The sequence below is a fragment of the Heyndrickxia sp. FSL W8-0496 genome (assembly GCF_038007825.1).
Lineage (GTDB): Bacteria > Bacillota > Bacilli > Bacillales > Bacillaceae_C > Heyndrickxia > Heyndrickxia oleronia.
The window spans coordinates 437,558-463,189 of the sequence record NZ_JBBOXX010000001.1 but is presented as its reverse complement, the minus strand read 5'-3'; the positions used below and the strand labels follow the sequence as shown (position 1 = coordinate 463,189).

The following is a 25,632-nucleotide window of genomic DNA, read 5'->3' as shown; positions in this document are numbered from 1 at the left end:
CTTCCCATCTTTCAAAAAAGCCGTCTGAAGCATTTGTTTCAGTCGGCTTTTTCATGGATTTATTCATTCTTCCCTAATTTACGTTGATACTCAGCAATTCTGTGATAATCCTCTTCCATTTTCCTACTGATTGAAAGAAAAATGGACATTAATTCTTCATACGTTTTAGTATTCTGAGCATTGGGTTCGATATCGTTAGTGGAGCCAATCATTTCTTCTACCACTTCTAATTGCTCAATTTCACCTAATGTATATAATCCTAAAACTACTGCTCCTAAGCATGAGCTTTCGAAGCTCTCAGGTATGGTCACAGGCTGTCCAAAAACATCTGCCATAATTTTACACCACAGCTTTGAACGAACGAAGCCGCCACTCGCATGAATCTTTTTCGGTTCCCCGATTAATTCCTGTAAGGCAAGCATAACACTATAAAGATTATAAATAACACCTTCAAGCACCGCACGGACAAGATGGGCGCGGGTGTGATATAGCGCAAGTCCAAAAAACGATCCTCGTGCATCGGCATTCCAAATTGGCGCACGCTCGCCCGCCATATACGGGTGGAAGATTAGTCCATCTGCTCCAGGAGCTATCTTTTCAGCCATTTCTGTTAGTAGCTCATATGCATCTGCACCGGCCTTTTCTGCTTGTTGAATTTCAGTTTGGCCAAATTGATCTCGGGCCCATTGGAAGGTAACTCCACCATTATTTACTGGACCACCAATCACCCAGTGATCCTTTGTTAAGGCATAACAAAATGTTCGTCCCTTCGGATCAGTTAATGGCTTATTGCTAACCGTCCGTATTGCCCCACTCGTACCGATCGTAACAGCTAAAACACCTGGTTTAATGGCGTTTAATCCTAAATTGGAAAGAACTCCATCACTTGCTCCTACTACAAAAGGGGTCGCCTTGGAGATATTCATTTCATTAGCAAACTGATGGTCTATTTCATGCAAAACATGTGTTGTTGGCACAAGGATTGGGAGCTTCTCCTCTGTAATTCCTGCAATTTCTAATGCTTCCTTATCCCATTGCAATGTATTTACATTAAACATTCCTGTAGCTGAAGCTAATGAGTAATCCATTACATATTGATGAAACATTTTATAAAAAATATATTCTTTTATGCCGATAAATTTATATGTCTTCTGAAAAACATCTACATGTTCATTTTTCAACCATATTAATTTCGTAATCGGTGACATCGGATGGATTGGTGTTCCTGTTCGACGATATAAATCTAATCCTCGATTAGATGCCTTTAATTCTTCCGCATATTTCACACTTCGATTATCTGCCCAAGTAATACTTTTCGTAAGTGGATTGCCTTGGTCATCAACTGCAATGACACTATGCATAGCTGAGCTAAAAGAGATAAAACTTAGCTCATCCTGTCGTATTCCACTTTTATTCATTACTTCTCTAATAACTGTAATCACCGCTTGAAAGATTTCTTCCGGGTCCTGTTCAGCAATAGATGGAGTCGGATTATAAAGAGGATACCCCTTTGAAAAAGTTGTAATAACCTCGCCACTTTTTGTAAAAATGACTGCCTTTGTGCTTGTTGTTCCTATATCCACACCCATCATATATAACTGTTTCATGTTTTATTTCACCTCAAGTTATGGTATAACTAAAAAATCGGCAAGGGGCTGCTACATAAGTGTCTAACACTTTGCTTATAGCAGCCCCAAATGATCATTTACTAATATTATACTATTACACTTAATAATAGCACGATAATGAGTGAAACGATGGAAAGAAGTGTTTCCATAACCGTCCAAGATTTTAATGTTTGAGCGACACTCATATTGAAAAATTCTTTCACCATCCAGAAGCCCGCATCATTCACATGTGACAGAATCAATGATCCTGAACCAATAGCTAAAACGATTAATTCTGTATTAACACCATTCACATTGGCTAAAACTGGTGCAACAATTCCAACTGCTGTTGTCATCGCAACAGAAGCTGAACCTGTTGCTACACGAATTAACGCTGCTACTAACCAAGCAAACAAGATTGGAGAAATATGCGTATTTACAGCAAGGTTAGCTATAGCATCTCCAACCCCGCTCGTAATTAAAACATTCTTGAAGGCTCCTCCCCCACCAATGACTAAAATAATGGTAGCGGTAGGTGCTAAACATTCACCCATAAAGCTTGAAAGCTGCTGCTTATTAAAGCCCCTAGCATATCCAAGAGTGAAAAAGGAAACGATGACTGAAATCAATAGTGCAACAATTGGTTTTCCTAGGAACCCACTCCATTCTGATAATGTCTTACTCTCTTCTAAAACATCACTTAAAGATCCAATTAACATTAAAATTACAGGTAAGAGAATGGTAAACAATGTAATTCCAAAGCTTGGTAACTCCTTTGAATCCTTCTTTGAAAATTGTTCTGACAATGCTTTTGGCATTTCAAGACCTGATATCCTTTTTGCGATAAACGAACCAAAAACTGGCCCAGCAATTATAACGGATGGAATTGCTACAATTAATGCGTAAAGTATAGTTTTAGCGACATTTGCATTCAAGCCTTCAACCGCGATCATCGGTGCTGGATGTGGTGGCAAAAGACCATGAACAGTTGATAAACCTGCTACCATCGGAATTCCTATTTTTAATAGTGACATCCCCGATTTCCTTGCTACTGTATAAACTAATGGGATTAAAAGTACAAGTCCTACTTCAAAGAAAACAGGAATCCCAACGATAAAGGCAACAATCATCATTGCCCAATGAACCTTACGCTCTCCAAACTTATTCAATAGTGTATTAGCTATTTGGTCAGCTCCTCCGGACTCAGCCAGCATCTTTCCGAGGATTGTCCCTAAACCAATAATAACTGCTATAGAGCCAAGCGTATTTCCTACTCCATCTTGGATGGCATCTGCCACATCAGGAAGTTTCATTCCTGCTAGCATACCTAGTATGACAGAAGTTAATAATAGAACAACAAATGGATGCCATTTTACTTTTGCAATCAAAAAGATTAAAAGGATAATAGCGATCAAAGTGTAAATTAATAGACTTATATCATGACCTGACATCTTTTCCAAACCTCCTAGAAGAATCCCATTGACAAGGCTTACATTTCTAACCGTAACCGGTTCCATTTTGTTATAAATCCATTCCCTACTACGTTGTTTATATTAAAGACGTAATAGTAAAGGAAAAATATTAAACGTTTACATTTATGTTGAAGAAATATTTTTTCATCACATTACTATTTTACGATAAAAATTTTTTATTTCAACATTTTTGATTAAGAATATTTTTCCTATATATAAAATATTTCTTGAGCCCATTTACTGAGAAAAATATATAAAACTGAAGCGGATGAGTAATCACTCGTAAAACAGATAAGAAAAAAACTTAAAAGTCTGTTATTTCTTGTATACGAGGGGGGAAATAATTTTCTACAATATTTTTCTGATAATATTTATCTAGTATTCTTAACAAGAAACCTTTACCATCAACTTTTTTCGAAACCGTTTACAAAAACAGTGAGAATTGTATTACAATATAATAGATATAAGTAATAGAAAGAGGTTTTTTACAGATGGGAGCAAATTTTAATAACTTCCCCTGCTTACCTAGAATCCGAACAATGTACTCTCAATTTAGTGAAAAGGAAAAAACGATTGCCGATTATATATTAGAACACCCTGAAAAAATCATTCATTCTACGATTAACCAAGTGTCTGATGATTTATTTGTTGCTGATGCAACGGTCTTCCGTTTTTGTAAACGAATCGGTTTCAATGGTTTTCAATCAATGAAAATCGCACTAGCTTCAGAAATTGTCAACCCTATACAAGATATTCATGAAACCATCCAGGAGGATGATTCTGAAAAAGAAATAGCAGAAAAGGTGTTCAAAGCAAATATTCGGACACTAGATGATACATTAAATATTTTTAATGAAAATCGTTTTGAGGATGCTATCGAAATGATTATGAACGCAAGAAGAATTGAATTTTACGGGAATGGGGGTTCAGGGGTTATTGCAATGGATGCCCATCATAAATTTTTAAGAACTGGCATACAATCAGTCGCTTATACTGATTCCCATTTTCAAATAATGTCAGCATCACAATTAACGGATCAAGATGTAATCGTGTTGATTTCTCACTCAGGGTCTAATAAAGATATGATGGATGTTCTACAAATTGCAAAAAAAAATGGAGCAAAATCAATTGGAATCACCAATCTAGCGAAATCCCCCTTAAGCCAAAAGGTAGATATACCATTATTTACTGCTTCCCAAGAGACGGATTACCGATCTGAAGCACTCTCCTCACGTATTGCGCAATTAAGTATCATTGATGCTCTTTATGTAAATGTCATGGCCAAACTTAATAATGCTGGCCATGAGTCACTTCATAAGATGCGTGAAGCTGTTTCTTTAAAAAAGTTATAATCCAAAAGGGGCATTTATTAATGTTTAAACCATTAATAGATGCCCCCTTTATATGATAAGTTCTTTACCTGTGAGTACATCCATAGCTATTATAATAAATTCTTAGAAAGGATACTATACTATGATTGGACTCTTCTCAAACAATATCACTTTTAAATATTTTAACTAGTATATAAGTTGAAAATTTCCCACATCAATTCACCGATAAAAGAGCATCTAGCTTCACAAGTATCATTGAATCTTTATTAGCTGTAAAAGCAGGCAGTAGGGCTTTTATAGACTATACGAAAACAACTTATGATTAAAATAATTTTTCGCCAACTATTTGTTCCTTTGATATCGTACCAATGCTCGGATCACGGCTATCAAGGCTTTCACCCGGGGTTCGATTGTCACCCATAATAAAATAACTGTCAGTGCCGACGACCACTTCATCGATATCCATCGACTGACCGATTATGTATGGCTCATCCAATACTTGCTGATTAATATAAACAATACCATCCTTAATTCGAACATGATCATTTGGGAGACCAATCACTCTTTTGACAATGTCAAACCCCTCTGGGTCTTTTACTACAATTATATCTCCTCTTTCTGGAGTAAAGAAAAGCTTACTTACAACAACTATATCTCGATCCTGAATCGTAGGATTCATTGAATCCCCACTGACAATTTTTATACCGATCGTATAATGTATAGCTCCATATAATATTACAATGATAAGTACAAATCGTATCCAGCTAATCCACTCTCTTTTCACAGTTCGAGGAACATCCTTTATATCAATTTCAGAATGAAGTATTTTTTCATTACTCATTAAACAGGCCTCCAGCTCTATTTTTGCTCTACATCCTCGCTTTCATTTGCACCATTATCTTCCTGATTGGTTTCTCCCTCGGATTTGTCTTTTTCATCATTTTCCGCTTCATTATTTTCATCGGGCTCTTTTGGAGACATCTCCTCTTTTTTCGGTATTGTTTTCTCCATCTCATTGATTGCTTCATTCATAATGAATAGTAGTTTTTCACTCATTTGCTGTTTTTCTGCTTCATTATCAATATGTAAGTTAGCAATGAGGTGGTTAGTATACTCTTTCAGCTCATTGATACGATTCATTCTTTCTTGTTCCGTAAATGAGATAAGATCATCCTCGGATCGCTTTAATTCTAGTTGCAATTCTTCTTTTAACCGCATCTTCTGCCTATCTTTTTCTGTCATAATAGCCTGCTCAATCGTGAGAATCGATTCGCTCCCTTTCTTGTCAAACCATCTGGATAATAAACCATGAATGTCTTCATCAGCATAAACAAAACCAATGCTACTACCTATTGTTATACTTAAAAAAAGAATTCCAACTAGAAGCCTATATTTATTATGCTTCCTTTGTTTTAAGCTACTTCCCTTTTTACTATCCATTTACTTCCCTCCACTTCAATCAAATCAGAGCTCCAAAATGGAACTCTGATCACATGTCCACCCACTATTATTTTCCTTATATTAGAATATTGATTTAGATTCCACTAATCACTGAATCTAATTCATTTTTAGCTATCTGCTCAAGTTCTGTAGCTTTTGCGGCAATGATTTGTTTTTGCTGAGATAATAATTCATCTGCTTTTTGATTAATTAGCCCTCTTAACTGCACAATTTTGGCATCTATTGCTGCCTTTATCTCTGTTGTAGAGGCTTCTGTTTGATAGTCAAGCTGCTTTTGTATTTCCAGCTTTGCCAAATCAATGGCCTCTCTTAATTCATTAACTGCTTTATCCTTTGAAGCTGTCAACTGTGTCGTCATATTAGTGAGCGCCTTCTTGCCCTCCGCATCTGTATATTTTCCTAAATCACTTGTTGCTAGAGCATATGCTCTGTCTCCTGCACTATTAATTTCTGTCTGAGCATCAGAAACGATGTCGTCAAAAGCAGCGCCCATTTCGTTGAGAATTTTTTCCTTTTGATTATTTAAATTTCTAATATGGCTATTCTTTGCATTCTTGATGGCATCATCAGCCATTGATGTTTGCATATCCTTTGCATCAGAAATTTGCTCACCTTTTTCATCCTTTAGATTGTTATATTCTTCTTTCAGACCCGGTGCTTTTGATTTTGCATATGCCTTTGTATCATCTGCAATAACCTTTGCTGATTTATCAAATTGTGCCTTATACCAAGCTTGCAATCTTGCACCTGCATCTGTATTGGCAAATACAGCACCTATTCCTGATATTAATCCTAATGCAATGACTCCGGTAACAATTTTCCCTTTAACTGATTTCATCCACTCATTAGCTCCCTTTTTAAAAAGTAGGATTAGACTTACTCCTTTGTTAAGTCAGTTAATATATCTGTTAGGTCCTTTACGATTTGCTCGCTTTCAAATTGTTTCTTTTGTTCCGTATAAACTATTATTCTATCTAGTTGTTGATATTTAGCTTCTTCGGAAAATAACTGAACTTGGCTAAGACGGTTTCTTTGATACAATGTTATATTATTTAGTACATCAACTAGGCTATTGGATTCATAATCACCTATGTCCTTCTCTGATTTTGAATTTACTGCTTTTATATCTTTTTTGAATTGTTCTATGGAGGTTTCTATTTCATTTGTTGGAGTCTCGCTAGTAGTTACTTGTAAGTTGGAGTTAGATCCTTTTAAATAGTTGCCGCTCGGATCCAATAATGCATAGGTTGTCCCAGCACTGATGAGTGAAAAGATGATAAAAAGTATGACCATTGTCCGTTTAATTGTTTACCGCCCCCTTCTTTTACTTTGAGTATACGTTTTTTAGCTTCTAGCGCCTGCCCCTCAGGATCAATGAACTCCCCTAAAATGAAGGTAAAGTTTGGTTTTCAGACTACCAAGGCACCTACGCTTTTTATTGCCATGTCCATTATTAAGAACATTTGATATAATTATATTTTTTATCTCTACTTAAAGAAACAGTACGAAACACCTAATTTTACTAAATTTTCAATTAAATTATAGGTATTTTGGTTTATTTTCGCTTAGTCGCATCATTTCTATATAGCTCAATACTTTTCTACTAAAAAATACATAGAAAAGGGATATCTTGTTTCGTTCTTTACAAGGAACAGGAGGAAATCACCTAGGCACGGTAAACTAAGGGAGGGTTTGGTCACCCGGATGGAGAAATTTACGGGGGATCAGTAACTAATAAGAGCGTTTGATTACCGGGATGGACAATATTGCGCGCGTTCGGTAACTATTGAGAGGGATTGGTTACCCGGATGGACGATATTGCGCGCGTTCGGTAACTATTGAGAGGGTTTGGTTACCCGGATGGAGAAATTTACGGGGGCACGGTAACTAATGAGAGCGTTTGATTACCGGGATGGACAATATTGCGGGCGTTCGGTAACCATTGAGAGGGTTTGGTTACCCGGATGGACGATATTGCGGGCGTTCGGTAACCAATGGGAGGGTTTGGTTACCCGGATGGACGTATTTGCGCGCGTTCGGTAACCATTGAGAGGGATTGGTTACCCGGATGGACGATATTGCGCGCGTTCGGTAACTTTTGGGAGGGTTTGGTTACCCGGATGGACGTATTTGCGCGCGTTCGGTAACTATTGAGAGGGATGGGTTAACCGGATGGAGAAATTTACGGTGGATCAGTAACTAATAAGAGCGTTTGATTACCGGGATGAAGAAAATTGCGCGCGTTCGGTAACTAATGAGAGCGTTTGATTACCGTAAAGATAGAAAATACCGATTCATAATAGCTAGTCTCCTTTCATTTCACAAGAAAAGAGCTGAAAATTCCATAAGACCGCTATGAATCTTTACTGGGTGTAAAACAAAACTTACAGTTGGGCTTCGACAAAAGCAACAAACTTGCGAAAACAATCTTCCAAAAAAAAGAGTGTCTGAAAAGTAATATATCAGACACCTCATATACTTAGAATCTACTTACATTTTAATCATTTTTACTAAAAATACAGTTACCAAAAAAATTATCCCCAAATACTCTTTTAGTGAAGCTTTTCTAATTCTGCATTGCTAGGAATACCTACCACCAAGTTCTTTTCTATTGGTTCGCTTTTATTTATGAAGCATATGACATAGAAAAAGCTTTTGTAATAAACTATTAAGCTTCTACAAAATAGTCTTTTAGCCTTGATCTTAGTTCACGTTTAAGAAATTTTCCTACGGATGTCTTTGGAATATCATCCATAAAAATAATTTCATCGGGCAACCACCATTTAGCGAATTGTGGTGCAATAAAATCAAGTAATTCCTGTTTATTCACCTTTTCCTTAAAGGCATCCTTCAAAACAATACATGCAACTGGACGCTCCTGCCATCGCGGGTGGGGAACTCCAACAACCGTTGCCTCAAATACAGCCTCATGTGCCATTAATGCATTTTCTAAATCAACAGACGATATCCATTCCCCACCACTTTTCACTAAATCCTTCGTACGATCAACAAGTTTAATATTTCCCTCTTCATCCACGGTTGCTACGTCACCGGTATAGAGCCATCCATCCTTAAACGCTTCACTCGTACGATCATCCTTATAATATTCATTCGCAATCCAAGGGCCTCTAACAAGTAGTTCTCCCATTTCTTTTCCATTCCATTGAACCTCATTGTCACCTGCAATGACTTTCATATCTAATCCAGGTACTAGTAAGCCTTGTTTAGAGCGAATGGTTAATATCTCCTCTTGCTCTAGGTCCTTTTGATAGCTTTTTAATGTTGAAATGGTCGCAAGCGGTGTTGTTTCGGTCATCCCATAGGCATGTAGGAAAGGGATATTATATTTTTGCTCAAAGGCCTGGATCATCGCCTTTGGTGCAGCTGAGCCTCCACAAAGAACTCCTCTTAATGAAGATGTATCATAGTTTCCTTGCTCTAATTCCTTTAATAATCCCAACCAAATTGTAGGTACTCCCGCTGTCACCGTAACCTTTTCCTCTTGAATAAATTGGGCAAGCAGCTTAGGTGTGAACATTGGACCCGGGAATACTTGCTTTGCTCCAAACCATGTAGCTGCAAAAGGTAGACCCCAAGCATTTACATGAAACATAGGAACAACGGCCATTGATGTATCCTTTTCAGATAAGGCAGTTGTATCTGCTAATCCTAATGCAAAGCTATGGAGAACAATGCCTCTATGAGAGTATACAACTCCCTTTGGGTTTCCCGTTGTTGCTGATGTATAGCACATTCCAGCAGGGTCATTTTCATCAATGTTTTGAATGAAGGAGTGTGTAGGGTCCCCCGCTTCTATTAGTCTTTCATACGAATAGACAGGCTCCAATGTAGTTGAAGGCAATTTGTCCTTATCTGTCATAATAATAAATGCTTTTACGGTTTTCAGATGATCTTTTACTGCTTCAACAAGTGGCAAGATATCTTCGTCAACAAATAGTACTTGATCCTCTGCATGGTTAATAATATAAGAAATATGTTCTGGAGATAATCGAAGATTAATGGTGTGTAAAACGGCTCCTATTCCTGGAGCAGCAAAGTATATTTCAAGATGGCGATGGTGATTCCAAGCTAATGTTCCTACTCTATCCCCTTTTTGAATACCAAGTCTTTCTAGTGCACATGCAAGCTTACGTGTTCTTTGTCCGATTTCCTTGTACGTAAAACGGCTTATTCCAGACAATGTTCTTGAAACGATTTCCTTTTTCGGAAAGAACTTTTCAGCCCTTTCTAATAAAGAACCAACTGTTAATGGTACCTGCATCATGACACATATCCCCTTTATCTATGATAAATTTTTTAAATCACCTATTTGATTCTCTGTATCATTCCTTAGGGTGTCAAAATTTCTTAATCTTTCTCTCAATAGAAACTTTTGTATCTTACCACTTGCATTTCTAGGTAACATATCACAGAAGATATATGTCCTCGGGCGCTTATAATTGGCAAGATGCTCACTGTTCTTACACCATTCATCTAGTTCCATTTCTGTTACTGCTGGATCCTTTTTTACGACGAAAGCGATAACCCTTTCACCCCAATGCTCATCTGGCTGACCAATTACTGCTATATCTAACACGCCTTTGTGTTCATAAAGAACATCTTCAATTTCTCTTGGAAAAATGTTCTCTCCTCCACTAATAATCATGTCATCCACACGGTCCTTTACCCAAAGATAACCATCCTCATCGATATAACCGATATCTCCTGAATGGTACCAGCCTTTATACATCGCCCTCTCTGTTGCTTCTTCGTTTTCAAAATAACCACTCATCATACAAGGACCTTGGACAATAATTTCTCCTTCTTCCCCAATCGGAACGAGATCATCCGGGTCTGAAGGACTATCTTCGCGTGGCTTAGCAATCCGGATTTCATGATTTAAACAGGCTTGACCTGCAGATCCAGCTTTTATCATTTGGTCATCTTCTAAAAGAAAGGATATAGCAGGACCCATTTCTGTCATCCCATATGCTTGAACAAGAGCAATACCTAACTGTTGCTGGCAAGCACGGACTAAAGCTGGAGCCATTGGCGCCGCACCATACAGACCAAGTACTAGGCTGTCAAGATTATATGATTCTAGGTCTTCCTGTAGGAGCATATTCCACATTGTTGGTGCAGCAAAGAATTTCGTGATTCTTTCCTGCTCAATTAATGATAGAATTTGCTTTGCGTTAAATTGGTGTAAAATCGTATTTTTAGCTCCAACATGAATTCGCGGTATTAGTGCACAATGTAACTCAGCACAATGAAACATTGGGGCAGTAACAAGTCCGTGATCATTTGTATGGAGCTTCATTGCACTAATGACAATAAGGCTTTGTTCGATCACCTCACGATGACGATGTATAACTCCTTTCGGGCGTCCAGTTGTACCACTCGTATACATTATGGCATAATCATCATTTTCTTCGTTTGCGATTTCTTCTAGAACACTTGAAGCTTCTTGGAGCTTATGTTGATAATTGGCTGCATAGGATGGTGTTTGATCATCAATAAACCAAAACGAAATTTGTGGATAGCGCTGTTCAATTGAGGCAATTGTAGATGCTAGCATCTGTTCAAAAAGGACAACTTTAGGCTTTGCATCATCTAAAATATACGCGAGCTCCTCCGACATTAATCTGAAATTTATCGGGTTCAAAATCGCTCCGATTTTAGCACAAGCAAAAATAGCAGTTGCTAATTCCTCATTATTAAACAGATAGGTAGAGACTCGATCTCCTTTTCGTACTCCTTCCCCTTTCAGAGCATTTGCTAAACGGTTCACCTGTTCATCCCATTCTTTATAAGTAAATCTCCTATTTCGTCTAACATCATATATTGCTTCCTTATTAGGAAACTTTTTAACCGTTAAATCGAATAGTTTACCAATTGTTGTGGACATATACGAACCCCCAGCCTAAATGAATTTTTCATTTTAATTAAATTACCCTAGCCTTTCAATAATGGTTGCATTTGCCATTCCATAGCCTTCACACATCGTCTGTAAACCATAACGCCCACCTGTTCTTTCAAGCTCATGCATCATTGTTACCATTAGCCTCGCCCCACTTGCACCTAAAGGATGGCCAAGAGCGATTGCTCCTCCATTTGGATTAAGCTTCTTGGGATCAGCACCCGTTTCCTTTAACCAGGCTAATGGAATAGGGGCAAATGCTTCATTCACCTCAAAAACATCAATCTCTTTAATTGTAAGTCCCGCCTTTTTTAACACTTTTTCTGTGGCGGGAATCGGTCCCGTTAGCATAAGTGTAGGGTCAGATCCAACGACAACACGGGTATGAACTTTAAAACGAGGGACCATTCCGAGATCTTCAGCCTTTTCTCTGGACATTAGTAGGAGTGCTGCTGCACCATCACTTATTTGACTTGCATTTCCTGCATGGATAATGCCATCTTCTTTAAAGGAGGCTTTTAATGAATTTAATGCCTCGATCGATGTTTCCTTTCTAGGACCTGAATCATTATATATCTTTGTATCACCATTGCTAATTGGGATGATCTCCCGTTGAAAATATCCTTCTGCTTGGGCCTTTAAAGCCTTTTGGTGACTCTCATACGAAAAACGGTCCAATTCCTCTCTCGTGAATTGATAGTTTTCAGCAATTCGCTCTGCAGACAATCCTTGGTGAATCATTTCATAACGATCTGTTAATCTTGCACTAAAACTAGCTCCTTGGAAATTTGAAGCAATTGGAACTCTCGACATGCTTTCGACACCGCCAGCAATCACAATATCCATATCCCCTGATAGAATAGCTTGTGCTGCAAAATGAACTGCCTGTTGACTCGAACCGCACTGACGATCAATCGTTGTACCAGGTACGTCTATTGGATAACCTGCAATTAATGCTGCCACCCTTGCAATGTCACCTGCCTGTTCACCTGATTGCGTGACACAACCTAAAATTACATCATCTATCATCCCAGGGTCGATACCACTACGATCGACAAGTGCTTTCAGGACGTCTGCAGCTAAATCATCTGGACGTATATTTTTCAAATCACCATTTTTTCTTCCGATGGGGGTTCGTAGTCCTTCGACAATGACAACTTCTCTCATCTTCATCTTCCTTTCCACTGACTAACTATAATCCTAGTTTTTTTGCAATAATCGCTTTCATAATTTCATTTGTTCCAGCATAAATACTGGCAACTGGAATATCACGATATCTCCTTGCAATCTCATATTCTTCCATATAGCCATATCCACCATGTAATTGCATACATTGGGTAGCTATATTTCTAGCCATTTCCGTCAACTTCCATTTCGCCATTGAAACTTTTGTAACGACGTCTGCCCCTTCAATATGTTCAGCTATTAATTGATCTAAAAAGGTTCTCCCCATTTCAATATCAGTAGCCATTTCGACAAGCTTAAACTGGTTATGTTGGAACTGGCCAATCGACTTTCCAAATGCCTTACGCGATTTTACATAATCAATGGTTAATTCCAGCATCCTCTCTGCCGAAATCTGTGCAGCAATTGCAACTATTAGTCGTTCCTGCTGCAGCTTTTCCATCATATACGTAAATCCTTCTCCTTCAATTCCAATCAAATTCTCCTTAGGAACCCGGCACTCTTCAAAGATTAACTCTGCCGTATCTTGAGAATGTAACCCTACTTTATTTAACTTTCTTCCTCTCGAAAAACCAGATGTTCCACGTTCAATAGCAAGCAAGCTTATCCCTTTATGTTTTGGAACAGCCTGCGGATTCGTTTTACATGCCACTATTACAAGATCTGCATGAATTCCATTCGTAATAAATGTTTTTTGCCCATTTACGATATAATGATCCCCATCTAGTCTTGCGGTTGTTTGGATATTAGCCAAATCTGAGCCTGCTCCGGGCTCTGTCATTGCAATAGCTGTAATCAGTTCTCCTTTTGCACACAAAGGAAGCCATCGTTGCTTTTGTTCTTCTGTTCCATAAGTTGAAATATACGGAATCACAATATCATTATGTAATCCAATTCCGATAAGACTGGAGCCTACCCTTTCTAATTCCTCATTAATGATAACTGAAAATCCCCAATCAACCCCACTTCCTCCATAGGCTATGTCTATATCGGGACAAAGATATCCTTGCTCCCCCATTTTCAACCAGAAGGATCGTGGAATCATTTGATCTTCTTCCCACTTTTCATAAAAAGGAAGACATTCTTTTGCAAGAAATTTTTGCAATGTGCGACGAAATATTTCATGTTCCTCCTTAATATAAGGATGTTGCATGAGAAACAATCCCCCTTATACACGCTTTCCTCTATTGTAACTGATATCACAGATAATTATTAGAATATTTTGACTTAAAAACTAAAAAATATTTTATACTCTATTAAAAAGTTGTATGATGAATGTAAAACGAATATGTTAGAGGTGATGAATGATGTTACCTATCAAAAAGATAGAAGATGATTTGCAGGAACGAGCGAATAAAAACGAAGCCATTCTAATAGAAGGATGCTTTCTTTTAGTTTGTTGCTTTTGTAAAAGCCCTACTGCCGGCTTTTACACCTAATAAAGATTCATCGATTCTTATGAAGATTGCAGCTCTTTTCTCAGTGAATTGAAGGGTATTAAGGGTCTTCAACCTATATTTATTTGTTAAAACTTTAACTAAATAGAAACAATGGTTGAGAAAAGAGCCTAATGCAAAAATATATGAAAAATAATTTCAAGTTTTTCGGGTTACGCGCACCTCTTGTAAAAGAAGTTTTCAAAAACTTTATTTCATATTATTCAATCCAACAGAATGAATTAAAGGATTTAATTACTTATTTATGGGTAAAGGAAGAAAGAGAATATCAAATGATCGCCATATTGTTTTTAAATCACTATAAAAAATGGTTGAGAGAAGAGGATTTAACTCTTATTCAATATTGTATTACCCATAAATCTTGGTGGGATTCTGTTGACTCAATTGCAACGAATATTTTAGGACATTATATGAAAACATACCCACAGCACATTCACCCAACAACAGAAAAGTGGTTGGAATCGAATGACATCTGGTTGCAAAGGAGCATCTTACTATTTCAATTAAAATATAAAACTAACACTAATCTATCTATCCTTTTTAATAGCATTTTATTTTTAAAGGATTCTAAAGAATTCTTCATCCAAAAAGCGATTGGCTGGGCACTAAGGGAATATTCAAAAGTCGACTCTGAAAAGGTCATTCAGTTCGTTGAATCCACCGATCTTGCCCCTCTTAGTAAAAGAGAATCATTAAAATGGATCAAATCAAAAAATAATCTAAAGTAGATGGTTACCTACCGCCGCCTTTTACACCAAAAATCTAGCTTTATAGTCTGCAGTTCTTTTCTAATTAGCAACAAAAAAAGAGCCATTGAAAATTGGGGGTGCACGATTGAAGACAAAAAAAGGTGTTTCACTTTTTCGGATTTTCTGGGTTATATTCTTAATCTTCATCGCCATTTTTTTCGTTTATCTTTATCGACTTCATATCGAAGGAACCTTAGGAAAGCATCTCCTTCAAATCAGTAATGAAATATCTAAAATTTTCAAGAAAAATCCCATCCTCATTTGGTTGCTACTTAGCTATATAGTTATTTTCTATTTCGGTTATTTACTTGGAAAGAACCGGAAATAGAGAAGGATAATATTAACTCATTTCCCTTTTAACATTAAATACTTTGTCAGCGTTCATTAAATAGTCCTTTTTCCAGTTGATAATTAAGCATTTTATTACTATCATTAGATTATTGTCTAAAACTTTTCTACTTAACAATTTTGCGCATAATCTCAAAAAAGTCGCATATTTTTTGTAAAGACAAATTCAGCATCTAGAATGGGATGCCCATTGGCATTATCTATGTAAAAGGAATGATATGAATGACTGATTATACGAATATTTATAATAAATTAACTTCAATCATTGATGAGAGAAATATTAAAATAAATGAAATCCTAAAAAACCATACTTATACAAGACTAGGTGGCAAGGCCGATATTTTCTTAACACCATCTACTTATGAAGAAGTACAAGCGGTGGTCAAGTTTGCCAAGTTAGAAAACATCCCTTTTACCTTATTAGGGAATGGTTCCAATCTTATTGTAAAGGATGGCGGTATTCGAGGCATTGTCATCTTGCTTAAAAACTTCAATCGCATATCAACAAATGGAAATCAGCTTGTGGCACAAAGTGGGGCTGCCATTATTGATGCTTCTAGATATGCGTTAAAAGAGCATTTATCCGGATTAGAATTCGCATGTGGGATCCCAGGAACAGTTGGTGGAGCATTGTACATGAATGCAGGTGCCTATGGAGGAGAAATTAAAGATGTCCTCGATTATGCAATTGTTGTTGATAAAAATGGTGCTGTCGTTAAGAGAACAGCAGCAGATTTGGAGCTAAGTTATCGGACGAGTAATATCCCAGAAAAGGGTGATATCGTTCTTGAGGCAACATTTAATTTAAAACCTGGAAACTATGATGAAATTAAAGCGGTAATGGATGATCTTACATTCAAAAGAGAATCAAAACAACCATTAGAATATCCTTCCTGTGGTAGTGTATTTAAAAGACCGCCTGGTTACTTTGCAGGAAAGCTGATTCAAGACAGCGGGCTCCAAGGTACTCGATTGGGTGGAGCTGAAGTATCGACGAAGCACGCAGGATTCATTGTGAATAAAGATAATGCTACGGCAGAAGAGTATATTTCGTTAATCAAGCATGTTCAAAAAACAGTGTTGGAAAAGTTCAATGTTGCGTTAGAAAGAGAAGTAAAGATTATTGGAGAAGATCTAGAAAAGAAATAATGAGTGAGGGGTTGTCTATTAGAGGGTCTAACCCTTAATAGACAACCCCTTTTTCAAGCTTCTTATCATATAGATATCGAATATAACTTGTAACATGAAAAAATGAAGATTCTTCTTTTGGGTAGAAAAGGGGTTAAAAATATCTATAAATAAAAACACTCTAATGATAGAGTGTTTTTATTAGGCTCTTTTCTCAAACATTGTTGCTAATCTTTATTAAGTGTAAAAGCCGACAGTTGGACTTTTACAAAAGCAACAAACTATACGAATACAGCCTTTATTTATTATTCAACTACGCGTCTAACGACACCTTTAAATGTTGATCTCCAGTAAGAATTACTCATAGAGTCAATTGATACCCCGTGTGAGCTGTTATCATTTAAGAAGGTTCCGTTCCCTAAATAAATTCCTACATGCCCATTTCTCTTATACGTATCAAAAAATACTAAGTCTCCACGTTTCATCTCTGAGGCACTAACTGCCCTACCTTGAACTACTAATGAATCAGTTGTTGTGCCTGAAATAGGTCCTAAATTCACTCCTGCTTCTGCATATGCCCAACGTACGAATGATGAGCAATCAAAAGAACGGTTTGCAATATCACTCGCAGAACGTCCACCACCCCAATTATATGGAGAACGCCCAACTATGGATGATCCAACACTAATAGCTGTTTCGATTCCACCAGAGCCTATATTGATAGTTACATTATTTGATTGAGGTGGTGCACTATAACTAGAATTATCTGAAGATGTAGTAACTCTTGCTTGTTCCTGTGCTGCTTTAGCAGCTTGTGCAGCTTTTGCAGCAGCTCGTTCTTGCTCTGCAATTTTTGCTGCTTGCCCCTTTAACTCTCCAAGTTCATTTGAGGCAACTTTTTGTTCTTCCTTAATTTTTGCTAGAATACTATTTTTATCATTAATTTGATACTGTAATGCTACCTTCATATCTTCTAGTTCTTTTAAATCCTTCTCAACTTTTGCAAGTTTATTTGAAAGATCTGCTTCAGCTTTTTCTAGTGATTCCTTGTCTTTTTTCTGTTCATTTACTATATCCTGATCTGCATTGACAATCGTTGTTACCGCCATTGCCCGATCAATGAAATCTCCAAAGCTTTCTGCACCCAAAAGCACATCTAGATAGCTTGAGCCACCATTCTCTTGCATTGCACGCGCACGTTTTTCTAGTAGTTCATTACGTTCTTCAATTCTCTTTTTTGTTTTTGCAATTTTTACTTTTAACTCTTCTGATTCTTGTTTCGTAGTAGCTATTTCTGCCTTAGTTTGTTTCATTTTTTCATTTGTATTTTCAACTTTTGCGTTAATTTCAGCTACTGTCGCTTTTAAACTCTTTTCATTCATTTGAAGTTCTGAAATTTCTTGTTGTTTATTATTAATTTTTTGATTTAAATTCTCGGCTGCAAACACGCTATGGGTAGTAAATAATCCGCTCGTCCCAATTACAGACGCTAAACTAAGTGAAAGTAATCTTCTCTTCATTTTCTATATTCCCCCGATTCATAGTCGATTCCTGTTGCATTCTGTAGATATATATTTAAGATCTTATCGTCTATTATTATGTAAAAATAAGAATTAACTGTCTTTTTCACAAAGGCTATTATAGCATCAAACTATGTTAAAATGGGGGTTTTTCATATTACAATTATATTTCAATTCTATTACTACAATATAATTCAATTAAATTAACTTAAAATCATCATCGAAAGAAAATTATTTATTATAGTAGAAAATAGGAAATTTGTCGAAAGTGGAATGAATAAATGAGTACCCTAATGATTAATATTTTTATAGGGCAATAAAAATGTAATGAATCCAAGAATGATTGCAAAAAAACTAATAATCACACCAATCAGATAACCAAGCCCAGACATAAACATATCTTCTCCTGGATAGGAAGGTTCAAGGGTAAAAAAACCATAAATAAAATATAGTAAAAGAATGAAGTAAATAGAATGCCCTATAAAAAAGGCATACAATCGTTCTACAAATGGTTTTCTAAAGCATATCCTAATACAATTCCAAGAAATTACACTAATTACTGGTGATAACACAATAAAAAAAGGGGTTGAAATGGGAAACAAGACTACTCCTAAAATTGTCATTCCAAGTAAAAGTATATTTATACCTAACAATGCACTACCAGCAGACCAAAAATACTTAAATACAAAATTTATCTTTCCATCTATTCTTGTAAATTTCAGTCCAAAAAAGGCTAAAATGAGTGCAATAAACGATAAAGATGTTAGAGACATTCTCTCTCCTCCCAATACATAGAATTTCTATGTATATGTATAAAAAATTAAAGACCGTGAACGATCCCATAGTTAAAAGCTACTCTACTGATCGAATAAAAAAGTATTGTGGCAATCATACAAAGAATAATAAATATTGGATCTAGAAGTGGTGAATAAAACTCTTTGGGAATCATATTACTCAGTACAAGAATCATTAATAACAGATTGGGAATTAATGCTCGCATTACAATTTGACTAATACATTTTTTCCCTTTTGGACCATAAACTTTTCCAATAGTGAAGCCTAAGAAAAACCAGTAAACGGAATAAAGTAAAAGAATATATTGAGATATTCGCTCTAATACAATCCAAGCTTGATGCAGACCCGGAAAATGAAACATTTGATTCATTATTGTTAATAATATTCCGCCGATGAAGAAACACCAATTTAATAGAATTGCCATAGTTGTTTTATTTTGACCTTCTACTGGTAAATGATAGTTCTGTCCAAGTTCAGTTGGGTCACCTAAGTCACTTAAAATCGTATCAAGAGCTTCTTTTTCACTTATTCCATAAAGCATTCTTTCCCGTATGCCTTCAGCAATATGTGATGAAATTTCACGGCAAATCAAATCTTTTTCGGGATGATTGCCTAGTGATTGTTTCAGTTTTTTTAGATATACAGCCTTTTGATCTAACATTATGATTCACCTAGCATTTTAGAAATAACTCCAACAAAACGATTCCATTCTTTTGACTTTTGTAGCAATACTACTTTCCCATCTCCTGTAATACGGTAATATTTACGTGCAGGACCTTTTTCTTGCTCGACCCAATAAGAATCAATATATCCCTTTTCCTCTAATTTTTTTAATGCAGGATATAGGGTCCCTTCCTTTACATGAAGAGCCTCTTCACTTCTACGTTCCATTTCTCTCGCTAATTGATAGCCATACATATCATGTTCATTCAATAAGTGAAGTAAAAGAAGAGAAGTACTTCCTTTGACCAATTCTCGATTAAACAAATAATCACCTACCTAGAATTAAGATGTATATTAATTTTTTCCATAATTAGAAAATGGCAGCAATATTAGTTGCAAACAAAAATAAGAATCTGCTGCCAGATTCCCAAAAAATCCTATTATTCAAACGTTTGATTAAAATAGATAGATCGCTATCTCAATAGATGCATCAACAAAGAAAATAATTAATCAAACGTTTGATTAGTATCGTTTGTTGCGTATGTAAAAGAAAAACCCAAACCCTACTACTAGCTTTTACACTTAATAAAGTATTCATCGGTTATTATAAAGGTAGCAGCTCTTTTCTCAGTAAAATAAAAGGGGTTAGGGTTTTTCACCCACTAAGATCAATAATGTTTGAGAAAAGAGCAATACCCATCAAATTCACATAACATTAAAATACCTGGCTTCAGGATGGGAAAAAACAATCGCCGTTACCGCTGCTTCAGGTTCCATCATAAACCCTTCTGTTAATTGAAGACCAATCCTTTCAGGGTGGAGTAGCTTAAAAAGTTTTTCTTGGTCTTCAAGATTTGGGCAGGCTGGATAGCCAAACGAGAAACGTTGTCCTTGATATTTAGCAGCAAATCGTTGCTGCATCGTAAACTCTGGCGCATCTGGAAATCCCCATTGATCCCGCATAAGCTGGTGGACTCTCTCCGCAAAGCCTTCAGCAAATTCAAGAGCCATCGCTTGCAATGCATGACTTCTGAAATAGTCCCCTTCTGCTTTAAAGCGCTGAGCTCGTTCACGAATGTTTTTCCCTGCAACCACTGCAAACATACCTACATAATCCATCACACCACTATCTTTCGATCGTAAAAAATCTGCAAGGCAAAGATACGGTTTCTTGTTCTGTCTCGGAAATGTAAATCGTTCAAGTATTACGCTCGGTGTATCAGGGTCATATATAATTACATCATCACCATCGGACTGAGCAGGAAAAAATTGAAAGATGGCAGATGGCACAATAATCTTTTCCCTCTTTGCTAATTCTAAGAGTTCGTCTACCTGTTGTGATAGCTTCAATGCTTTTTCGTCTTGTTCGGCAAGGAGTTTCGACAACTTTCCTTTAAGACCTAAATGATGGCCAAGTAACATTTGCCTATTTACATAAGGCTCGATGTGTGACACCGAATAGTCTCGTAAAATATGTGTTTTCAAATCAGAAGGTATATATACTTGCGCATCCTTCGCGACAGATGAACGTTCAATCACCTTCTTCGCAGGGCGTTCAATTGTTCGGTCAATTTCTAATTGTTGAAGCTGTTTTTGCCGCTGTTCTTGTAATAGAATTTCTCTTTCCTTCTCATCCTGTAATCGATTGGCAAGTGATAATCCATCCATCGCATCCTTTGCGTAAACGACCAAACCATCATACTCAGGTACGATTTTATTAAGGGTAAATTTTCTCGATAAAGCTGCCCCTCCCACTAACATCGGAATACTAATGTCAGCTTCTTTCAAGTCTTGAGCAGTAGCAACCATTTGCTGGGCGGATTTCACTAATAATCCTGATAATCCAATCAACTTGGGCTTTTCTCTTCTAATGGCTTCAATGAGTTCCGCTGGAGCTACTTTAATTCCAAGATCAACAACATCATAACCATTATTATTTAAAATAATATCCACTAAATTTTTCCCTATATCATGAACATCACCTTTTACTGTTGCAAGTAGAATTTTTCCTTTCGAACTCGATGTATCATTTTTTTCCATATACGGTTCTAAAAAAGAGACTGATGATTTCATGACCTCAGCACTTTGTAATACTTCCGCTACGATCAACTGATTATCATTAAAAAGACGCCCTACTTCTGCCATTCCATCCATCAGTGGTCCATTAATTATTTCCAATGGAGAAGGGTATTCCTTCAATGCCTTTTGCAAATCATCAATTAATCCTTCCTTCGTCCCTTCGATGACATAACTAGCTATTCTCTCAGGGAGTGATAATTGCTGTACATCTACCTTTTTTTCTTTCTTCTTCCCACGATAAAATTCTGTAAACACCGTTAGTGCCTTTTCACTCGTATCAAATAGAAGCTGTTCAGCCATTTGTACCTCTAATTCAGGGATCGAAGCAAAACGTTCCAGTTTCTCCGTATTTACAATCGCATAGTCTAGTCCTGCTTTTGTACAATGGTAAAGAAAAACCGAGTTTAATACTTCACGACCGGCAGGAGGTAAGCCAAATGAAACATTACTCACCCCTAAAATTGTTTGGCATTTAGGAAGCTGTTCCTTAATTAGACGAATCCCTTCAACGGTTTCTTTAGCTGCTCGGAAATATTGCTCATCCCCTGTACCAGCAGGAAAAACAAGAGGATCAAAAATAATATCATGAGGATTGACTTTATACTTATTTACTAAAAGATCAAAGGATCGTAAGGCAATTTCCAGCTTCCGTTCGGCTGTAACTCCCATGCCTTTTTCATCAATTGTCCCAACAACAATTGCACCACCATACTGATGCAAAAGGGGGGTTACTTTTTCAAATCTCTCCTCGCCATTTTCTAGATTTATCGAATTGATTATATTTTTCCCTTGGCAAAATCTAAATGCACATTCAATTACATTTTCATCCGTCGAATCGATCATCAATGGTACTTTCACCTTTTTTACAACTTCTTGGATAAAGTTCTCCATATCCTCTAATTCTTCACGGTCAGGGTCTGCCAAACAAATATCAATAATATGTGCCCCATTTTTTACTTGCGCACGGGCGACCTCGCTCGCCTCTTCAAATCTACCTTCAGCAATGAGACGTTTAAATTTACGGGAACCAATGACATTGGTACGTTCACCTACGAATAACGGCCTACTACTTTCATCCTCATAAATAAATGGTTCAATCCCAGATACTGCATGCGGATGGCTAGTATTCGCGATTCTAGGGTGAATATCTTTTAAAGCATCCACCATTGCTTTAATATGTGCAGGAGTCGTTCCACAACAACCTCCGGCTAGATTTAACCAGCCCTTTTCGGCAAAAGCCTTAATTTTTGCTGCCAGTGATTCAGGTGTTTCATGGTAATTGCCTTCCTCATCTGGTAAACCTGCGTTTGGATAACAACTGACAGCAGTCGTCGATAAATTAGAAAGGGAACGAATATGCTCTGCCATAAATTCCGGTCCTGTTGCACAATTAAGTCCAACTGCAACAGGATTCATATGCTCAACGGAGATATAAAATGCCTCAATACTCTGACCAGCCAAAGTTGTTCCCATCGGTTCAATTGTTCCAGATATCATAAGGGGAACTTGCTTTTTTGTTTGTTCAAATGCTGTTGTTATCCCAAGATAGGCAGCCTTTACATTTAATAAATCTTGTGATGTTTCCAAAAGAAGAATATCTACTCCACCACGAATTAGTCCTCGAGCTTGTTCCTCGTAGGCTGCTCTTAATTGTTCAAATGTCGCCCCACCTGTTATAGATAAGGTTTTCGTTGTCGGCCCCATTGACCCAGCAACAAAACGTGGATGCGCCACTGTCGAAAATTCATCCGCCACCTTTTTGGCAATTTTTGCAGATACATAATTGATTTCCTCCGCTTGATTTCCTAACTGATACTCATCTAAAACCGTACTAGTTGCACCAAATGTATTCGTTTCAATGACATCCGCACCTGCAGCAAGATATTCCCTATGAATCTCTTCAATAATTTTTGGAGCAGTGATACTTAGATATTCATTACATCCTTCATACTCTTCGCCTCCAAAGTCACTTGCCGATAGATTTTTCGATTGAATCATCGTCCCCATCGCACCATCTAATATGAGAATCCTCTTCTTTAATTGTTGTTCAAATACGGTTTGTGACATGGACGACATTCTCCTTTGCATGAATATAATTCGAGCATTCAATCGTTAAATCATAGCGAATAAATGGGGTAATTAAATAAATACCATTAAAATATTCCATTGCTGTATCAATAAGAGATTTTGAAATAGCCAAGCTTTCTGTCGTTGCTTGAAGTGGATCATCTGCTGCCCTTTCCATAGCCGATAAAATCGCATCAGTTAACGTAATCCCTGGAACCTCATGGTGAAGGAAGTTTGCATTTTTATAACTAGTTAATGGCATAATGCCAATATAAATAGGTGTCTGTAAATGTTTGGTCGCTTCATATACTTCTATAATTTTTTCTTCACTAAACAGAGGTTGGGTTATAAAATAATCTGCCCCACTCTTTATCTTTCTCTCTAGTCTGCCAACTGCACGATCAATATTCCGTACATTCGGATTAAAAGCGGCCGCTACAGAGAAAGAAGCTTTTTTTCGTAGTGATTTCCCAGAATAAGAGAGTCCCTCATTAAATTGTTTGATCATTTGAATTAAATCAATGGAGGACACATCATATACCGATGTCGCCCCAGGAAAATCACCTATTTTTGAAGGATCACCTGTGACTGCAAGAACCTGATCAATGCCTAAGGCATCCAATCCCATCAAATGTGATTGCAAGCCAATCAAATTTCGATCACGACATGTAATGTGTACGAGCGGGCGAATATTGTATTGTTCCTTTAAGATTGTTCCCATAGCAACATTGCTAATTCGTGGGGAAGCCAATGAATTATCGGCCATCGTAATTGCATCAATATTTGCCGCTTTTAATGCTTTTGCCCCTTCTATAAATCTTTCTGTTTGCAGATGCTTAGGTGTGTCTAATTCGACAATAATAGAGGTTCTCCCCTTAACAATTTCGTGTAATGGGGGTTCAGTAGGAACTTGGGTTATAGCTAATTCGATCTTTTCTTTAGAAGGCTTAACCACCTTATTTGTAATCGGCAGGAGTCCCTCAATCCCCTCTGTGATGGCTCTTATATGCTCAGGTGTTGTCCCACAACATCCCCCGATAAGCCGAACTCCTTGCTTCACTAATTGGACAGCACAATCCTTGAAATACGTTGCATTATTCGTAAAAACAAATCTTCCATCCTCATAATCAAGTAAACTTGCATTTGGATAGGCAGATAGAAAGGCATTCTTCGGTAAAGGGATTTCTTCTAGCGATTGAATCATATGATGAGGTCCGAGCCGACAATTTAAACCAATTACATCTGCTCCCATCTCCTCCAACCGGTATAACCCTTCCCTTAATTCCATTCCATTCTGCAGGACACCCGGTTCTAGCAAAGAGAATTGAGCAATAACCGGAAGATCTGACTCTTTTTTAGCAATTTCAACTATCGCCAAAAGCTCTTCCACATCGTAAAAGGTTTCAAGCAAAATTCCATCTACACCTTCATTAAGGATATGAAATAACTGTTCTCTAAAACTTCTTTTAATTTCTGATAATGTAATATCCGCCTTACGAATGCCTCTGTATCCACCAAAGGAACCTAAGATGATGGTTTCTTTGGTTGCGGCCTTTTTGGCGATACGAACCGCTTCTGTATTCACTGCTTTTACTTGCTCCTCAAGACCATATTGGCTCAATTTAAAATAATTTGCTCCATATGTATTGGTCTGTATTACCTGTGCACCTGCTTGTATATAAGCTTGATGAATATTAATTATTTCATCTGGGTGAGACAAATTAAATTCCTCATAGCAAGTATCCTTCCCGTAAGAATAAAGAAGGGTTCCCATCGCACCATCTGCTACTAGTACAGAAGATTTTAGTTTCTCAACAATGTTCATCCGAACCACACTCCCCCTTTTAATG

General features: G+C 37.1%; 20 protein-coding genes. 4 read left to right on the top strand and 16 right to left on the bottom strand.

What is annotated here, in order from left to right; genetic code table 11:
* Positions 1 to 59: 59 nt before the first annotated feature.
* Both gntK and NST63_RS02545 read right to left on the bottom strand, forming a co-directional pair.
* On the bottom strand, positions 60 to 1,592 hold the full coding sequence (gene gntK / locus NST63_RS02550) for a gluconokinase (RefSeq protein WP_341044135.1): 1,533 nt from the start codon (positions 1,590 to 1,592) through the stop codon (positions 60 to 62).
* Positions 1,593 to 1,714: 122 nt separating this feature from the next.
* On the bottom strand, positions 1,715 to 3,058 hold the full coding sequence (locus NST63_RS02545; RefSeq protein ID WP_341041194.1) for a GntP family permease: 1,344 nt from the start codon (positions 3,056 to 3,058) through the stop codon (positions 1,715 to 1,717).
* Positions 3,059 to 3,570: 512 nt separating this feature from the next.
* Here NST63_RS02545 and NST63_RS02540 point away from each other — a divergent pair.
* Positions 3,571 to 4,431 (top strand): MurR/RpiR family transcriptional regulator, encoded by an 861-nt coding sequence (locus NST63_RS02540; protein WP_341041193.1) that lies wholly within the window; start codon positions 3,571 to 3,573, stop codon positions 4,429 to 4,431.
* Between the two features lie 301 nt (positions 4,432 to 4,732).
* Here NST63_RS02540 and lepB read toward each other — a convergent pair whose 3' ends face one another.
* The 8 genes from lepB to NST63_RS02500 all read right to left on the bottom strand — a co-directional run bounded on the left by lepB (position 4,733) and on the right by NST63_RS02500 (position 14,129).
* Complete coding sequence (gene lepB, locus NST63_RS02535; protein ID WP_251345580.1) at positions 4,733 to 5,251, bottom strand: signal peptidase I; 519 nt, start codon at positions 5,249 to 5,251, stop codon at positions 4,733 to 4,735.
* Positions 5,252 to 5,268: 17 nt separating this feature from the next.
* Positions 5,269 to 5,850 (bottom strand): hypothetical protein, encoded by a 582-nt coding sequence (locus tag NST63_RS02530; protein WP_341041192.1) that lies wholly within the window; start codon positions 5,848 to 5,850, stop codon positions 5,269 to 5,271.
* Positions 5,851 to 5,944: 94 nt separating this feature from the next.
* Entirely contained in the window at positions 5,945 to 6,709 is a 765-nt protein-coding gene (locus tag NST63_RS02525; protein WP_341041191.1) for a hypothetical protein, read from the bottom strand.
* A gap of 38 nt (positions 6,710 to 6,747) precedes the next feature.
* Positions 6,748 to 7,164, bottom strand: coding sequence for a hypothetical protein (locus NST63_RS02520; RefSeq protein WP_341041190.1), 417 nt, complete (start codon positions 7,162 to 7,164; stop codon positions 6,748 to 6,750).
* 1,375 nt (positions 7,165 to 8,539) lie between these two features.
* The gene (locus NST63_RS02515) at positions 8,540 to 10,156 is read right to left on the bottom strand and encodes a long-chain fatty acid--CoA ligase (RefSeq protein WP_341041189.1); all 1,617 of its coding nucleotides are present in this window, start codon (positions 10,154 to 10,156) and stop codon (positions 8,540 to 8,542) included.
* An 18-nt stretch (positions 10,157 to 10,174) separates the two neighbouring features.
* Positions 10,175 to 11,779 (bottom strand): fatty acid--CoA ligase, encoded by a 1,605-nt coding sequence (locus tag NST63_RS02510; RefSeq protein ID WP_341041188.1) that lies wholly within the window; start codon positions 11,777 to 11,779, stop codon positions 10,175 to 10,177.
* 42 nt (positions 11,780 to 11,821) lie between these two features.
* On the bottom strand, positions 11,822 to 12,958 hold the full coding sequence (locus NST63_RS02505; protein ID WP_212946343.1) for a thiolase family protein: 1,137 nt from the start codon (positions 12,956 to 12,958) through the stop codon (positions 11,822 to 11,824).
* Between the two features lie 25 nt (positions 12,959 to 12,983).
* Positions 12,984 to 14,129: an acyl-CoA dehydrogenase family protein gene (locus NST63_RS02500; protein WP_341041187.1), complete on the bottom strand. Its 1,146-nt coding sequence runs from the start codon at positions 14,127 to 14,129 to the stop codon at positions 12,984 to 12,986.
* A 417-nt stretch (positions 14,130 to 14,546) separates the two neighbouring features.
* On the opposite strand from NST63_RS02500, the gene NST63_RS02495 reads away from it, so the two are divergent.
* The 3 genes from NST63_RS02495 (at position 14,547) to murB (ending at position 16,679) form a co-directional block, all read left to right on the top strand.
* A complete protein-coding gene (locus NST63_RS02495; RefSeq protein ID WP_341041186.1) occupies positions 14,547 to 15,161 on the top strand; it encodes a DNA alkylation repair protein in 615 nt (204 codons plus the stop codon).
* Between the two features lie 106 nt (positions 15,162 to 15,267).
* A complete protein-coding gene (locus tag NST63_RS02490) occupies positions 15,268 to 15,510 on the top strand; it encodes a hypothetical protein (RefSeq protein WP_341041185.1) in 243 nt (80 codons plus the stop codon).
* A 242-nt stretch (positions 15,511 to 15,752) separates the two neighbouring features.
* The gene (gene murB, locus NST63_RS02485) at positions 15,753 to 16,679 is read left to right on the top strand and encodes a UDP-N-acetylmuramate dehydrogenase (RefSeq protein ID WP_212946331.1); all 927 of its coding nucleotides are present in this window, start codon (positions 15,753 to 15,755) and stop codon (positions 16,677 to 16,679) included.
* Positions 16,680 to 16,963: 284 nt separating this feature from the next.
* Here murB and NST63_RS02480 read toward each other — a convergent pair whose 3' ends face one another.
* The 6 genes from NST63_RS02480 to NST63_RS02455 all read right to left on the bottom strand — a co-directional run bounded on the left by NST63_RS02480 (position 16,964) and on the right by NST63_RS02455 (position 25,607).
* Positions 16,964 to 18,178, bottom strand: a complete 1,215-nt coding sequence (locus NST63_RS02480; RefSeq protein WP_212946332.1) for a coiled-coil domain-containing protein — start codon at positions 18,176 to 18,178, stop codon at positions 16,964 to 16,966.
* A gap of 290 nt (positions 18,179 to 18,468) precedes the next feature.
* Positions 18,469 to 18,951, bottom strand: a complete 483-nt coding sequence (locus tag NST63_RS02475) for a hypothetical protein (protein WP_212946333.1) — start codon at positions 18,949 to 18,951, stop codon at positions 18,469 to 18,471.
* Between the two features lie 47 nt (positions 18,952 to 18,998).
* On the bottom strand, positions 18,999 to 19,634 hold the full coding sequence (locus NST63_RS02470; RefSeq protein ID WP_341041184.1) for a permease prefix domain 1-containing protein: 636 nt from the start codon (positions 19,632 to 19,634) through the stop codon (positions 18,999 to 19,001).
* Entirely contained in the window at positions 19,634 to 19,960 is a 327-nt protein-coding gene (locus tag NST63_RS02465; protein ID WP_212946335.1) for a PadR family transcriptional regulator, read from the bottom strand. The genes NST63_RS02470 and NST63_RS02465 overlap by 1 nt, the downstream gene beginning before the upstream one ends.
* Positions 19,961 to 20,341: 381 nt before the next feature.
* Positions 20,342 to 23,782 (bottom strand): methionine synthase, encoded by a 3,441-nt coding sequence (metH, locus tag NST63_RS02460; RefSeq protein WP_341041183.1) that lies wholly within the window; start codon positions 23,780 to 23,782, stop codon positions 20,342 to 20,344.
* A complete protein-coding gene (locus NST63_RS02455) occupies positions 23,763 to 25,607 on the bottom strand; it encodes a bifunctional homocysteine S-methyltransferase/methylenetetrahydrofolate reductase (protein ID WP_341041182.1) in 1,845 nt (614 codons plus the stop codon). The genes metH and NST63_RS02455 overlap by 20 nt, the downstream gene beginning before the upstream one ends.
* Positions 25,608 to 25,632: the final 25 nt, after the last annotated feature.

Coding starts and splice junctions, on each gene's coding strand:
- NST63_RS02510 (WP_341041188.1), bottom strand. CDS start 11,779: ATGTCCACAACAATTGGTAAACTATTCGATTTAACGGTTAAAAAGTTT.
- NST63_RS02495 (WP_341041186.1), top strand. CDS start 14,547: ATGCAAAAATATATGAAAAATAATTTCAAGTTTTTCGGGTTACGCGCA.
- NST63_RS02515 (WP_341041189.1), bottom strand. CDS start 10,156: ATGATGCAGGTACCATTAACAGTTGGTTCTTTATTAGAAAGGGCTGAA.
- murB (WP_212946331.1), top strand. CDS start 15,753: ATGACTGATTATACGAATATTTATAATAAATTAACTTCAATCATTGAT.
- NST63_RS02500 (WP_341041187.1), bottom strand. CDS start 14,129: ATGCAACATCCTTATATTAAGGAGGAACATGAAATATTTCGTCGCACA.
- NST63_RS02505 (WP_212946343.1), bottom strand. CDS start 12,958: ATGAGAGAAGTTGTCATTGTCGAAGGACTACGAACCCCCATCGGAAGA.
- metH (WP_341041183.1), bottom strand. CDS start 23,782: ATGTCACAAACCGTATTTGAACAACAATTAAAGAAGAGGATTCTCATA.
- NST63_RS02470 (WP_341041184.1), bottom strand. CDS start 19,634: ATGTTAGATCAAAAGGCTGTATATCTAAAAAAACTGAAACAATCACTA.
- NST63_RS02475 (WP_212946333.1), bottom strand. CDS start 18,951: ATGTCTCTAACATCTTTATCGTTTATTGCACTCATTTTAGCCTTTTTT.
- lepB (WP_251345580.1), bottom strand. CDS start 5,251: ATGAGTAATGAAAAAATACTTCATTCTGAAATTGATATAAAGGATGTT.
- NST63_RS02480 (WP_212946332.1), bottom strand. CDS start 18,178: ATGAAGAGAAGATTACTTTCACTTAGTTTAGCGTCTGTAATTGGGACG.
- NST63_RS02520 (WP_341041190.1), bottom strand. CDS start 7,164: ATGGTCATACTTTTTATCATCTTTTCACTCATCAGTGCTGGGACAACC.
- gntK (WP_341044135.1), bottom strand. CDS start 1,592: ATGATGGGTGTGGATATAGGAACAACAAGCACAAAGGCAGTCATTTTT.
- NST63_RS02455 (WP_341041182.1), bottom strand. CDS start 25,607: ATGAACATTGTTGAGAAACTAAAATCTTCTGTACTAGTAGCAGATGGT.
- NST63_RS02540 (WP_341041193.1), top strand. CDS start 3,571: ATGGGAGCAAATTTTAATAACTTCCCCTGCTTACCTAGAATCCGAACA.
- NST63_RS02530 (WP_341041192.1), bottom strand. CDS start 5,850: ATGGATAGTAAAAAGGGAAGTAGCTTAAAACAAAGGAAGCATAATAAA.
- NST63_RS02545 (WP_341041194.1), bottom strand. CDS start 3,058: ATGTCAGGTCATGATATAAGTCTATTAATTTACACTTTGATCGCTATT.
- NST63_RS02525 (WP_341041191.1), bottom strand. CDS start 6,709: ATGAAATCAGTTAAAGGGAAAATTGTTACCGGAGTCATTGCATTAGGA.